Source organism: Aquibium microcysteis (genome assembly GCF_014495845.1).
Lineage (GTDB): Bacteria > Pseudomonadota > Alphaproteobacteria > Rhizobiales > Rhizobiaceae > Aquibium > Aquibium microcysteis.
This window is the reverse complement of record NZ_CP061080.1, coordinates 2,953,573-2,966,335: the sequence shown is the minus strand read 5'-3', so window position 1 is coordinate 2,966,335 and position 12,763 is coordinate 2,953,573. Positions and strand designations below refer to the sequence as shown.

The 12,763-nt window shown below is 69.7% G+C and carries 11 protein-coding genes; 3 read left to right on the top strand and 8 right to left on the bottom strand.

The window, feature by feature from the left end; translation table 11 throughout:
• Nucleotides 1-173: 173 nt before the first annotated feature.
• The 3 genes from IAI54_RS13680 to IAI54_RS13670 are packed head-to-tail and all read right to left on the bottom strand — an operon-like array spanning nucleotide 174 to nucleotide 2,219.
• Nucleotides 174-776, bottom strand: a complete 603-nt coding sequence (locus IAI54_RS13680) for a L,D-transpeptidase (RefSeq protein WP_476726961.1) — start codon at nucleotides 774-776, stop codon at nucleotides 174-176.
• A 58-nt stretch (nucleotides 777-834) separates the two neighbouring features.
• On the bottom strand, nucleotides 835-1,860 hold the full coding sequence (locus IAI54_RS13675; RefSeq protein WP_187972863.1) for a hypothetical protein: 1,026 nt from the start codon (nucleotides 1,858-1,860) through the stop codon (nucleotides 835-837).
• The gene (locus IAI54_RS13670; protein ID WP_187972862.1) at nucleotides 1,857-2,219 is read right to left on the bottom strand and encodes a hypothetical protein; all 363 of its coding nucleotides are present in this window, start codon (nucleotides 2,217-2,219) and stop codon (nucleotides 1,857-1,859) included. Before IAI54_RS13670 ends, IAI54_RS13675 begins: the two co-directional genes overlap by 4 nt.
• Before the next feature lie 679 nt (nucleotides 2,220-2,898).
• Between IAI54_RS13670 and IAI54_RS13665 the strand changes: the two genes are divergently transcribed.
• Nucleotides 2,899-4,557, top strand: a complete 1,659-nt coding sequence (locus IAI54_RS13665) for a sensor histidine kinase (protein ID WP_187972861.1) — start codon at nucleotides 2,899-2,901, stop codon at nucleotides 4,555-4,557.
• A gap of 64 nt (nucleotides 4,558-4,621) precedes the next feature.
• On the opposite strand, the gene IAI54_RS13660 is transcribed toward IAI54_RS13665, so the two are convergent.
• The 4 genes from IAI54_RS13660 to sctV form a co-directional block, all read right to left on the bottom strand.
• On the bottom strand, nucleotides 4,622-5,326 hold the full coding sequence (locus IAI54_RS13660) for a hypothetical protein (RefSeq protein WP_187972860.1): 705 nt from the start codon (nucleotides 5,324-5,326) through the stop codon (nucleotides 4,622-4,624).
• Between the two features lie 92 nt (nucleotides 5,327-5,418).
• Entirely contained in the window at nucleotides 5,419-5,895 is a 477-nt protein-coding gene (locus IAI54_RS13655; RefSeq protein ID WP_187972859.1) for a hypothetical protein, read from the bottom strand.
• Complete coding sequence (locus tag IAI54_RS13650) at nucleotides 5,892-6,932, bottom strand: MotA/TolQ/ExbB proton channel family protein (RefSeq protein ID WP_187972858.1); 1,041 nt, start codon at nucleotides 6,930-6,932, stop codon at nucleotides 5,892-5,894. Before IAI54_RS13650 ends, IAI54_RS13655 begins: the two co-directional genes overlap by 4 nt.
• Before the next feature lie 15 nt (nucleotides 6,933-6,947).
• Nucleotides 6,948-9,056 carry a type III secretion system export apparatus subunit SctV gene (sctV, locus tag IAI54_RS13645; RefSeq protein WP_275403611.1) on the bottom strand — a complete coding sequence of 703 codons (2,109 nt, stop codon included), beginning with the start codon at nucleotides 9,054-9,056 and terminating at the stop codon, nucleotides 6,948-6,950.
• Between the two features lie 153 nt (nucleotides 9,057-9,209).
• Between sctV and IAI54_RS13640 the strand changes: the two genes are divergently transcribed.
• A complete protein-coding gene (locus IAI54_RS13640) occupies nucleotides 9,210-9,575 on the top strand; it encodes a hypothetical protein (protein ID WP_187972856.1) in 366 nt (121 codons plus the stop codon).
• Nucleotides 9,576-10,001: 426 nt separating this feature from the next.
• On the opposite strand, the gene IAI54_RS13635 is transcribed toward IAI54_RS13640, so the two are convergent.
• Nucleotides 10,002-10,691, bottom strand: a complete 690-nt coding sequence (locus IAI54_RS13635; RefSeq protein ID WP_187972855.1) for a LuxR C-terminal-related transcriptional regulator — start codon at nucleotides 10,689-10,691, stop codon at nucleotides 10,002-10,004.
• Between the two features lie 380 nt (nucleotides 10,692-11,071).
• Between IAI54_RS13635 and IAI54_RS13630 the strand changes: the two genes are divergently transcribed.
• On the top strand, nucleotides 11,072-12,691 hold the full coding sequence (locus tag IAI54_RS13630; RefSeq protein WP_187972854.1) for a right-handed parallel beta-helix repeat-containing protein: 1,620 nt from the start codon (nucleotides 11,072-11,074) through the stop codon (nucleotides 12,689-12,691).
• Nucleotides 12,692-12,763 lie beyond the last annotated feature (72 nt).

The following is a 12,763-nucleotide window of genomic DNA, read 5'->3' as shown; positions in this document are numbered from 1 at the left end:
AGGCGGATGAGGGGCGGCGCGAGGGTCGAAGGTAAAGCCCAGTAGTATGACCGGCCCCGAAAGCGCAGTGCGCTCCTTCGGATTTGCTCCGCGCTTCAGGTTCCTGTCTCCGCACCTGTCTCCCGATCGAAACCGGTACCCACCTTCGGGAGAACTGCCTCAGGGGACGACCGTCACAGGACGACGACCGTCGCACCCTGCGGAACGCGGTCGTACAGATCGATCACGTCGACGTTCAGCATCCGGACGCAGCCGGCGGTGACCTCCGAGCCGAGGGACCCTGCGTCGTTCGTGCCGTGGATGCGGTAGAGCGTGTCGCGACCGTCGCGGTGGAGGTAGAGGGCACGCGCCCCGAGCGGATTGTCGGTGCCGCCGCTCATTCCTCCGGCTCCCCCGCCGAAGGCCCCCAGCCGCGGATCGCGTGCGATCATCTCGGCGGGCGGCGTCCAGGTCGGCCAGGCGCGCTTCGCACCCACCGTCGCCCGACCCTTCCACAGAAAGCCTTCGCGACCGATGCCGATCCCGTAGCGGATCGCGCGGCCGCCGGGCTGCACGAGGTAGAGGAAGCGCGCTCCGGTCTCAACCACCACCGTCCCCGGCTGCTCGGCGGTCAGATAGGCGACGACCTGCCGCCGGTGCTTCCGGCGCAGGGTTCCGGAGGGGACACCCGGAACGAAATGCGCCTCGTCGAAGACCGGCCGCGCATAGTCGACCTCCAGCAGTTCGCCATCGGTGCCGTCGCTCGCGCATCCCGTCGCGGCGACCGAGAGGACCATGGCCACGAAGGTGCGCCGGTCGACCACCGGCCGAGGGGTGGCGCGATGGCTGGACTGCTCATTCCGAACGGTCGGCATCGAAGCACCTCCCGCGCAGATCGAGGAGAAGCGCGTCCATGGACGGTCCATGGCTGCTCCGAAGCCGGTCCAGACCGATCCTGCGCGGATCCTGGCTCGTGAGCGACGTATCCGCCGCGATCATCCTCTCGATCCAGTCCGCGAGCCGGCGCCCCGTCTCCGCGACCGTCGCGAACGCGTCCGCGTCGAGGTCGCCGCGCTCCAGCTGGTCGAGCCGATCGAGTGCCGGAACCAGGATGGCCGAAGCGGTGGCGCGCAAGAGGCGGTCGTCGCCGGTCTCGCGAACGGCGCGTCCGACTGGAGCAAGGACCTCCGCCGGAATCGTCGAGAACAGGGTCACGTAGCGACCGTTGCGGAACCAGCGCTCGTCCAGATAGGCCGCGACGAGGCCTTGAAGGAGGTCGAGCTCGCGGACGAGCATCTCCTCGTAGGGCGTATGCGCGAGGGTCGACAGAGGCAGCCTCGCGGCCTGCGACGCGATGAAGCGCGATGCGTCGAGCGCCAGCTCGAACCGCAGCGCCGGCGCCGCGACGGAAAGCAGACGGCGCAACGCCGCCTTCACCTCCCGGTCCGCGGGACCGGGGCCGGGCGAGGCGGTGCCGCCTCTTTCCCGCGCGCGGGAGACGGCCTCCCGCAGGACGTTGCCGGCTTGGCCCAGGGCATGCAGGCGCGCCTCGTCCGCCAGCCGCTCCGATCCGATCCCCTCGACGAGGCCGGCCAGTCCGGCCAGATCGGTTTCGCCGGCGCCGCGATAGAGTGGCGCAAGGCGGGCGAGCGGCGCCAGCGTGCTTGCCACGAAGGCCATGGCGCGCTCCTCGCCGAGCGCGCGTTCCTCCAGCAGCGCGTGCGCAGCCATCGCGTGGAGATGGCGGCGCGCCACGGGGCGCCAGTTTTCGCCTGGCCCGGCTTCGCGCTGAAAGGCCGCCAGAAGGGACCTTGCGAGCCTGTTGACGGCGGCCGGCTGCGAATCGAGGACCGCCCGCCGTAGATCGAGCAGCGACATCATCGGCCGCTTCTTCCGGTGATCGTGGTCACGATCTCGTCGAGGATCGCCATTTCTTCCTTCGACAGGGCGATCCGGTCGAGCGCCTCGAGCCGAAGGCGCGCACCCACCGACGCCTTTTCCTGCTGGGTCTCGCCCGGGGACAGCGCGTCGATGCCGAGGGAGAGCAGACGCACGAACTCCGCGGTCCTGCCGCCGAGCGCGCCGTCCTGAAGCGGAACATCGCGCATGTTGCCCGCGCTGAAGCGCAGCTGCGCGAGCGACTGCGCGGAGGTTACGGCGTCCGCGAGCGATCCCCTGTCCGGGCCGCCTGTGCGCGGCTGGACCTGCGGGCCGTTGCCGCTGTTGATCGAGTTCACCATGATGGTCGAACGACAGTCGCGCCCGCCGTCGCGGGATGGGAGGATGGGGACGGCGCAGCCGCCGGCCGCCTCCTCGGGTCCGCCGTCGCCGGGCACTCCAGGGGTGCCGGAAGATCTGCCGGCCAAAAGGAAAGCCGGACCCACGTCCGTCGGCCGGCCGCTCCCGATGCGCTCGCGGCGCGGGGAGAGCGGCTCGGAGACCAGCGCGCGGCGACGACCGGCCGGGACGGGAGGAAGGGCGCCGCCCCGGGCTCTCCGCCCCATTCGCCACCCGATCTTTGCACCGCCAGACGTGCCTCCCGTCGGTTCATCGTCATTTCTCCCCGGCACGACAGCATGGCCGGGCTGAACCCGATGCACGTTAGCAACGGTCCCCCGCGGCCACTGTGCCGGACATCACGGTCCGGCAGCGCTGAGAGGGACGGAAAACGCTAGATTCGCTTCGGGCAGCATCCGATTTGCCGTTTCTTGCCCCGCGGACGAACGAAATGTGCGAAAGCGGCGGGCCATGGCTTTCCGGGGATAGCGAAAGCGGCAGGGTGCGGGCAGTATCGTGACGAGGGGTGAAGGCCGGGGTGACGCGGACGGTTCGAGCGAGGCCTGCGAAGAGGCCGTGTCGGCCGCCGTTACGCGGCTCTGCGAGCGCGGGCAGGCGCGAATGCGCGGGAGGTTTGCGGACTTGAACGAGCGCGCGGACGGAATCAGGCTCCTTGGCTATGCCTTGGTGTACGTGCTGGTCGGCGCGTTGTCGCTTTCGACCGCTTCGGTGCAGTGGAATGCGGCAGCCGTCTGGGTGCCGTCCGGATTCGCGACGGGCCTGATCCTGGCGAAGGGGAGGGCCTACTGGCCGAGCGTCAGCGCCGGGTCCTTCGCGGTCAACCTCGCCATCAACGTCGGGGTCGGCCTGCCGCTGGAGGTCGCGGCCCTTCTGGCGATCCTCATCGCGGCGGCGAATACGGGCGAGGCGCTGCTGACCGCCTTCCTCATCGAACGCCATGCCTATGGACAGTCGTTCCTCTTCCACACCCGCGGCGTCATCCGCTTCCTGCTCATCGCACCGGTCTTTCCGCCGCTGATCAGCGTCGTCTGCGGGGTCACCGCGAGTTCGTTCCTCGTCGGAACGCAGAGCGACGGCCTCTTCGAGGTGGCGCTGACCTGGTACGTCGCCAACGCGGCCGGCATCCTGATCTTCACCGGGCTCACGGTTCTCGCCCTGTCGAACCGCGTCCGCAGCCCGGTGCCCGGCCGGCCGCTGGAAGCCGTCGCGCTGGTGGTCTCGCTGTGCCTGGCGATCCAGGCCCTTTGCGGCCTTTATCTCACCGACCACATTTCGGAGTGGCCGACACCCTACATGATCGCCCCGCTGCTCGTCTGGGCGGCCTTCCGCTTCGGCGCCGGAGGAGCGCTGGCGGCGATCGCTCTGGTCACGGCCGGCGCCTCGTTGGGGACCCTCAACGGCTTCGTGGTGTTTCCGTCCGAATTGCCGTGGCGCTCGCTGGTCTACCTGCAGATCTACCTGGCGGTTCTCGCCATCGTGACGCTCTGCGTCTCCGCCGCGGTGGCCGAGGCCGAGCGCGTCAAGTCCGAACTCGAGCAGCGCGTGCTGGCCAGGACGAGGACCGTCGAGCAGCTGCTCGACCAGCGCGAGACCCTGATGATGCTGGTGGCGCATGATCTCAGGAGCCCGCTCGCGGGTGTGAGCAACACGATCGAAGCGCTGGAGACGGCGGCTGCGCGCGGCGATCTCGATGCGAGCACGCTGACCTCCACGCTCGCGATGATGCGCGAGACCTGCAAGGCGCTGATGGTGCGCATCGCCGGCCTCATCGCGCCGGACGGCGATCAGCGGCCGTCGACCGCCGGCCCGACGGACGAACTGGCGGCCATCGTGCGGCGTGTCCTGGTCGCGCACCGGCTGCCTCTCCTCCACCACTCGCTCGCGACGGAGCTGGCTATACCCGATGGACTGCGGACGCCGGAGCCGGCGGTGGTCGAACACATCCTCGATACCGTCATCGACAATGCGATCCGTCATTCGCCGCCTGCCGGTGCGATCCGGATCGGCGCCCGCCGGGAGGGCGCGTGCATCGTCGTCGACGTTTCGGACGAAGGCCCCGGCATCGCGCCTGAACGCCTCGCCCGGATCATGAGCGGCGACGGTGTCGGCGCGTCCCAGGAAGGGGCGGGGCTCGGACTGCGCCTCGCCCGTCGCTACACGGACTGGCTCGGCGGACGGCTGACGGCGCAGAACCTGGCGCCGCGCGGCGCGAGATTCGAGTTCGAGTTCCCTGCGCCGGGCGGGATGCCGCAGACGAGGCACGGCCGCGCGGCGGCCTGAGGGAGCGTCGGGACCTCCGCGGCTCGCGCGGCTTTCCGGAACAGACTCCGAACTCCCGCGCCGCTCACGCGGGATCGCCGCCCGCGAGCGGCCGCAGGCGGCCGACGAGCATGATCGCTCCGACCGACAGCGCGAGGAAACAGAGGCGCCCCGCCGCACCGAGGGTGACCCAGAGGGTCGTCGAGACCCCGTCCGTGCGAGCGGAGGCGGAAGCGGGCTCGCCTGCCGGACTCCCGGTTCCGCCACCCCCGGCGATGATGCGTGCCAGCCTTTCCGGGAAAGCCGCCGGGTCGTTGATCCGGCCGAAGAGCGCAAGGTAGGCGTCCGACCAGCCTGCATCCGGGCCGGGCGCCCGCAGCGCGAGCGGCACGTCGATCTCGGTGACGGGCAGGGCGACGGCGTCGAGCGCCCGGCGCAGCGTCGGATGGCCGTCCTGCGCGAAGACGAAGACGAGGATGCCTCCGGCGGCGGGCGACACCAGTCCGCGCAGGTCCGATGCGAGAGCGGGCGCTGCGAGGGACAGGCGCACGGCGTCCGCCGGCGGCGTCCCGGCCGGCTTCACCTCGACATGGTCGCGCCGCAGGTCCACCGTGGCGATGGATGCGTCGCGCACCGCGCGAAGCCGGAACGCCTCGACGAGGCCCGCCGGTTCGACGACTTCGCCGGGCCGGATCGGGAAGCCTGTCTCGGCGGACGCCGGCCGCGGCGGCCGGCCGGCGGCGGACACCGTCAGCAGCAGGACCACGACGCAGAGCAGGTTCGCCGACACGTCGAGGAGGATCGTCAGGAAGGAAACGCCCGCCAGCGGTTCCGCCCCGGCGTGCGGCGCGGACGGTCCGCGTCTCGAAGGCCGCCGGCCGGTCACCGGCCCCCGCAGACGAGAACGAGACCTGTTCCGCGACGTTCGATCCGGCGGATTTCGGCGCAGGTGCGGTCGACGCGGACGCGGTCGATCGCAGTCGCTCCCAGCGCCGCCAGGCGCGCGCTGGCATGGAAGGCAGCCTCGATTCCGTCCGGTGCGACGATCAGGAGCGGGCGGGCGGTTCCCGGTCCCGCGGGCAGCGGACTCGTGGCGATGGCCGAAACGGGGATCACGGTTCCGCCCGGGGCCAGGGCCAGCCCGCCGGCACCGGCGAACAGGATCGGCCCGGCATGGCCCTCGGTCGAGAAGCCCGGCGGCAATGCCAGGGGCTCCCGCGCCGTCGCGGATGCCTGGCGCGACAGGACGGCCGGGCCGAGCGTCACGAGCAGCACCAGCAGGATGCCCGTCGTGCCCAGGATCAGGTCGGCCATCGCGGCGGCGCCACCCGCTTCCGCTTCGCTTGCGGCGGGCGTCACGGCTCCGGCTCCGGGGCTCTGGGGGCGGCGTCGGCCTCGCCGATCGCCTCGGCGCGCTCGACGGCGGCGAGCGCCAGCGTCGCGGCGATCGACCCGACCAGTCCGAGCAGCGTCGTCTCGAAGGCGGTGGCGATGCCGCGGAGGCTTTCGGCCAGTCCGGCGCCCTGCGTGGCGGGCTGATCCGCGAGCGCGACCGGCAGACTGGCAAGCGCCTGAATGATGCCGACGACGGTGCCGAGGAATCCGAGGACCGGAAGGAGGCCGATCAGGGTGCGCAGCAGCCGCCGCTGCGCCGCCGCGCGCCGCCTCGCGGCTTCCACGGCACCGGGCTCGGCGGATTCGGCGCGCATCGCGGCGCGCAGGTGATCGCGCCAGGACTGGGTGAGGAGGACGCAGATCGCGCAGAACAGGACGATGATCGCGACGTGGGCGGGGGTCGAGATCAGCCATTCGAGGGAAGCTCGGCGCTGCATCAGCGTCGCTGCGAGGAAGAGCGCCGACAGGAGAACGATTGCCGCAGCGAGGGCGTAGAGCGCGAGAGCGCCTGCCGACCCTGCGAGCCTGCCGTCCACGGCCGTTGCGGCCGACCGGCCAGGGCGCTGCAGCGATGCCATCAACGCCGACCGGTGCGCCAGATCGTCCAGCGCGCGTCCTGCCGAAAGGCTGCTCGCGACGAGCGGCCAGTAGGCGAAGCCGGCGAAGGCGACGGCCAGATCGCTCGCCGTCCATCCGGCCGGGTCTGCTGTGGGCAGCGCGGAGACCGCCACTCCGGCCGTCGACAGGGCGGAGAAGAAGATGCCCGCCCAGGCGAGCGGCTGCAGGATCGTCGCGACCGGAAGGAACGCCGCCAGCAGGGGACCCGCGGCGACGAGAAGGGCGAGCGCGAGCCTCGGCGCTCCGTCGAAGGCCGGAGCGAGGAGGACCAGCGCGAGCGCCTGGGCGATCGCCGCGACGAGCGCGAAGAGGGCGGCGCGGAATCCGAGCAGGCGGGCGGCCTCCCGCGTGCTTCGTTCCGGCGTCGCGGCCGTCGAGGTCACGTCCTCCTCCGGCCGTCAGGTGATGCGGATTCGGTCGAGCGGCTGGATGCTGACGTCGGGCGCCAGCTCCTGGAAGGACAGGATCGCGAGTTCGGGGAAGTCCCGCTCGACGATCTTGCGCATGAAGCGGCGGATGTCCATCGGCGCGAGCAGGACCGGGGTCAGCGCATGGCCGCTGAGGTCGCCGATGGAGGCCTTCAGCGCCTCCATCAGGCGACGGTGGAAGTCGGGCGAGAGCGCCAGGTAGGAAGCCGCCGAGGTCTGGCGCACGGCGCCGCGGACCTCGTCCTCGACTTCCTTGCCGAGCAGATAGGCCGGGATGACGTTCTGGCCGCCGGAGTACTTGTAGGTGATGTAGCGGGAGAGCGCGCCGCGAACATGTTCGGAGAGCAGGATCGGGTCCTTCTCGCGCTGGCCCCATTCCACCAGCGCCTCCAGGATGGTGCGCATGTCGCGGATCGAGATGCCTTCGCCGACGAGGCGCTTGAGGACGTCCGTGATGGTGATGATGGGCAGCGCGCGGGTCGCCTCGCGCACGAGCTCGGCGAAGTTCTTCTCCATCTGGTTCATGAGGAACATCGCCTCCTGCACGCCGAGGAACTGCCCCGCATGGTCCTTGAGAACGTGGGCGAGGTGGTAGGTCAGCATGCTGGGCAGCGTCATGCGCTGGATGCCCGACTGGTCGACGAGGCCGAGATGGCGGGTATGGACCCAGAGGCTCGGCGTGTTCGGCAGGAAATCGTCGCCCCTTTCATAGGGGATGTCGAACATCTTCAGGTTGGCTTCGCTCTCGCGCACGATGAAGTGGTCCGCCCGTGCCGCACCGGCGGCGACCGGAATCTCGTTGACCATGATGCGGTAGTGGCCGGCGGCGAGGTTCTCGTTCAGCCGCAGGTGGATGCCGGGAAAGGGCACGCCGAGGTCGAAATAGAGCGCCCGCCGCACGCGGGCGACCTCGCGGTCGAGCCGCTCGGGCTTGATCGCCGAACGCACCGATGCGGCGATGTCGACCATCAGCGGCACCGTCAGGGCGAAGGTGACCGGCTCGACGGGGCGGGTGTCCTCCTCCTCGTCGGGGAAGCGCGGCGCCTGTCCGACCGGGCCGGCCGCCGCGGACAGGGCCGGCATGCGGGTTCCCTCTCGCTCGCGGGTGTCGGATTTGCGACGGCGGATGATCATGTAGCCGCCGCCGCCCACCAGCGCGGCCAGCAGCAGGAAGGTGATGGTCGGGAAGCCGGGGATCAGGGCGAAGCCGACGCAGATGCCGCCCGCGATCAGCAGCGCCTTGGGTTCGTTGATGAGCTGTCCGGCGATGTCGGAGCCGAGATTCTCGTTCTTCTCCGACGAGACGCGGGTGACGATGAAGCCCGCGGTGATGGAGATGAACAGCGCCGGGATCTGTGACACCAGCCCGTCGCCGATCGTGAGGATGGCATAGAGGTTCAGCGCCTCGCCGATGTCCATGCCGCGCTGGGTGGTGCCGATCAGGATACCGCCGATGATGTTGACGGCGATGATGATCAGGCCGGCGATGGCGTCGCCCTTCACGAACTTCATGGCGCCGTCCATGGCGCCGTAGAGTTGCGATTCCTTCTCGAGCTTGCCGCGGCGGCTCTTGGCCTCGTTCATGTCGATCTGGCCGGCGCGCATGTCGGAATCGATCGACATCTGCTTGCCGGGCATCGCGTCCAGCGAGAACCGCGCCGAGACTTCCGCGACGCGCTCGGCCCCCTTGGTGATGACCATGAAGTTGACGATGGTCAGGATCAGGAAGATGACGGCGCCGACGACGAGATTGCCGGAGACGACGAACTTGCCGAAGGTCTCGACGATCTGACCCGCATCGGCGTCGAGGAGGATCAGGCGCGTGGTGGTGATCGACAAAGCGAGCCGGAACAGCGTCGTCAGGAGCAGGATCGCCGGAAAGGCGGAAAAGGCGACGATGTCGGAGAGATAGATCGCGACCATCAGAAGGATGGCCGAGAGCGTGAGGTTGATGCCGATCAGGATGTCCACCAGGAAGGTGGGCAGCGGCAGGATCATCATGAAGACGATGCAGATCAGCAGGAAGGCGAGGATGACGTCGTTGCGCTGCGACGCCGCACGCAAAAATCTGGTGAACACGATTCCTGGCCTCCTGCCGTCTGGCCGCGCGGCGCTCCCGTTGTGCCTTCCGGGCGGGGGAGCGGATGTATCCTTTGACACCATCGTGCCGGCCCGCGGCGCTAGGGTCCGGACGGCCTGCCGCTTCGGCGGCGCAAGGGAGCTGGATGACCGGTGGCGGAACTGCTGACGAGCGACGAGACGCGGCTTCTCGCGTCGATCGGAATGCTGGGGCTCTCACGCGGCACGCTTGAAGGCGCGGACGCCATCTTCGCCGCGCTCGCGCTGGCGCGGCCGGGGGCGGAGATCGGCCCGCTGGGGCAGGGGCTCGTGAAGATGGCGCGGGGCGACGCGCGCGGTGCCGCCGCGATCCTCAACGCCGCCGAGCCCAGCGACGCGATCTATTTCTTCCTCGCCGTGGCGCTGCGCGGCATGGGCGAGGAGGCTGAAGCCATGGACATCCTCGAGAACCTGGCGGCGGTCGCCGCGGCGCCGATCCGCGACATGGCGCGCCAGATGATCGACGGGGTCGAGGCCTAGAGCGCGCCGCTGCGGAGACCGGCCTCGCCGTCTCCCTCATGCCGGACGGCCGCGCAGCGCGCTTCGTCTTCCGGAATGACGCGCGACAGGGCGGCCGGCACCGGGACTGCCTTCGCCGTCGCACGGCGTTCCGCCCCCACTTTCGTCATCCCGGAACGGCGTCCGAGCGGAGCGAAGGACGGCGTATCCGGGATCCATGCCTCGCCGCCCCTGACCGCAATCCGGTGGAGGACATCCACCGGAAGCCGACTCTTTTCGACGTCGTCCCGCTCTCCGATATCGGCCGAGGCATGAATCCCGGGTCTGCGCCTCCGTTTCGCTCCGGCTTCGCCCGGGATGACGAAAGTGAAGGGGCGCGGTCCGCCGAGCACTGCGCCGGCCCCGCGCGAATCCCGGCCGCCGTCCGTGCGCCGCGAGACGCCGGCGTCAGGGCGCCAGCGAGAGCGCCGAGAGACGGGCGATCAGCTCGTTGCTGTCGCGGCAGTTCAGCTTGCGCCGGATGTTGTCCCGGTGCACCGCGACGGTCTTCTTGCTGATCCCGACCGTGCGGGCGATCTCTGCGATCGACACCCCTCGTCCGATCATGCCCGCCACCAGCCGTTCGCGGCGCGTCAGGTGAACGTCGCCGATCACGATCGTGTCGGTCCCGGTCGGCCCGGCGGCGTCCCTCGCAGGCAAGGCCGGAAACACGTCCCGGGTCCGGCGCCGGACGACGATCTCGCGGATGGTCGAGAGCAGGGTGGCGAGGCTCGAATCCTTGCTCACGAACTCGTCCGCTCCGGCGGCGGCGACGACCGTCCGGTACTGCCTGTTGGGGAGCGAGGAATAGACCACGATGACGCTGTCGGGCGCGAGCTTGCGGATACTGCGGATGGCATCGACGTTGATCGTGCCCCGGTAGACCAGATCGAGGATGAAGACGTCGGCGATCCGGTCGAGACCCTCGCTGGCGAGGCTGTCCGGACTGGAGCAGCTGCCCGACAGGTGGAGGTCCGGATGCCCCCTGAGGAGAAGGCTGAGGCCCGCTTCGACGATCGGATGATCGTCGATCAGAAAGAGCTTCGTCCGAGGGTGCGGGGTGCTGCCCAGTTCCAAGATCGCGGCATTGGAGTTCATGATCGCCCGCCCGGCCCAATGGCAGCAACTTATTCGAATTCTCGCTTTGGAATCAAGCTGCAAGAGCTTTGGGCGGAGGCGAAGGACGCATTCGCTTCTAACCATGGGCCGTCATCGACATGACTTTGACCAAGACTGATGCAACAGCCATTTTTTTGAACAGTCGGGCGCATTCGTCTTAGGCAATCGCGTCGCGCTCCGATCGCAAGACCTTCGCGCAGGCCAGGGCGCGTGACGTTTCGACCGCGCTTGCCGGACCGGGGTCGAGACTGCTGCCGGCGCGCATCGTCGCTTCGACGGTTTATCTTTTTCGACGCTGGCGCGATACTCCCGCTTCAGGAACGTTCCGGATGAGTCCGGCAGGCGGGAGGATCATCCGCATGGTATCGATCGTGGTTGCTCCCCGCGCCTATGGCGCGATCCCGCCACGGCTTTTCGCGGGCGATACGATCGGCTTCCGGTCCGGCACATACGACGTGCCGCTGGTCATCCAGGGCGCCGCCGGCACGCCGGCACGGCCCATCGTCATCGGGCCTGACGGCGGCACGCGGAGCGGTGCAACGGTCTTCACCAGCGGCCTCTCCCTGGACGAAGCGCGGTCATGGGCGAACGCGCTCGCCGACCGGCGCCAGCGGGCCGGCTATTATCCGAGCGTCGGACAGGTGGGCGATTTCGCGATGCTGACGCTGCGCAACTGCCGCCACGTCGCCATCCACGGCCTCGACTTCACGGACTGCTGGCCGACGGCGATCTATCTCGACGATTGCCAGCACGTCGTCATCCACGACGTCCGCTTCCGCGGCGGCACGATCGCGATCGGCGCCAACGGCATCGACACGCACGACATCGTCGTCCAGCACTGCGACTGGCAGCAGGACACCAGCGACGGCCACGACATGTGGAACCGCATCCCCTGGGCGCGCATCCACGGCGCGAGCGACAACGAGAAGGACGCCGCCGTCGATCTCACGGGTGACTGGCGCTGCTTCGACGGCGACTTCTTCCGCGCCTGGAACGTCTCGGGCAACGTCATCATCCGCAGGAACCGCGTCAGCGACGCCTTCAATGCCATCCATGTCTTCAACAGCCACGACAGGCTGGCGCCCGGCGTCGCGCCTGACGGGCTCGCCTTCAACGGCGGCCGGCAGTCTTCCGCCAACGTCCTGATCGAGGAGAACGACTTCGTCCGCATCCGCGACAACGTCTTCGAACCCGAGGGCCATGCCTGGAACTGGGTGATCCGCCGCAACCGCCTGCGGAACTGCTTCCGCCCCTTCTCCTTCGAACTCGACCGCGCCGGCTGGTTCTACGTCTACGGCAACACCGCGGCCTTCACCCATCGTCCCTCGACGCACCTGTCGCCGGAGGACCTCGCGCGGTTCGAACCGCGCATGAACCCGACGCTGTTCAAGCTCGGCGGCGCGCAGCGCAACGAGGGGCCGATCCACGTCCTCAACAATTCCTGGTTCATGGGGGTCGGCAAGGGCGTGTTCGCCAGCGGCGCGCTGGGGCGGCTGATCCACGCCAACAACGCGATCGCCTTCGGCCCGAAGGCCAAGGCCGGCCTGTTCGGGCCGGACGGCGCGGTCTCGACCCGGTCCTCCATCGGCGAGGCGGCGGCCGAGGCGACGCGATTCACCCGGCGCTGGAGCGAACTCGGCATCCGCATGTTCGGCGACGTCGGCAACGACCCCTCCTTCCCCGACGTCTACGGCCGGGTGGGCTATCCGCTCGGGGCGGATTGCGTCCATGCGCCGTCGCTGTTCGCCGCGCCCGACGCCGCCGTGCCGGATTTCGCGGGGGTGTCGCCGGCGCTCATGGGCACCGCGGTCGAGGTGCCGGTCGCCCTGCCGGACGGCCGCACGGTGACGCTCGCCGGAGGCCATCACCGCGGCGCGGTGCAGTCGGGAGACCCGCTCGCGGCGCTCGACCGCCTGCTCGGTTTCCTGCCGGACGATTCGTGGCTGCCGCGGCTTCCCGAGCCGTGCGGCGCGGCCTGATCCTGAGGGCTTCGCGCCGGCCCGCTCAGACTGTGTGAATCGATCGAGGATGCGAAAGAATGCCTGCTGAAA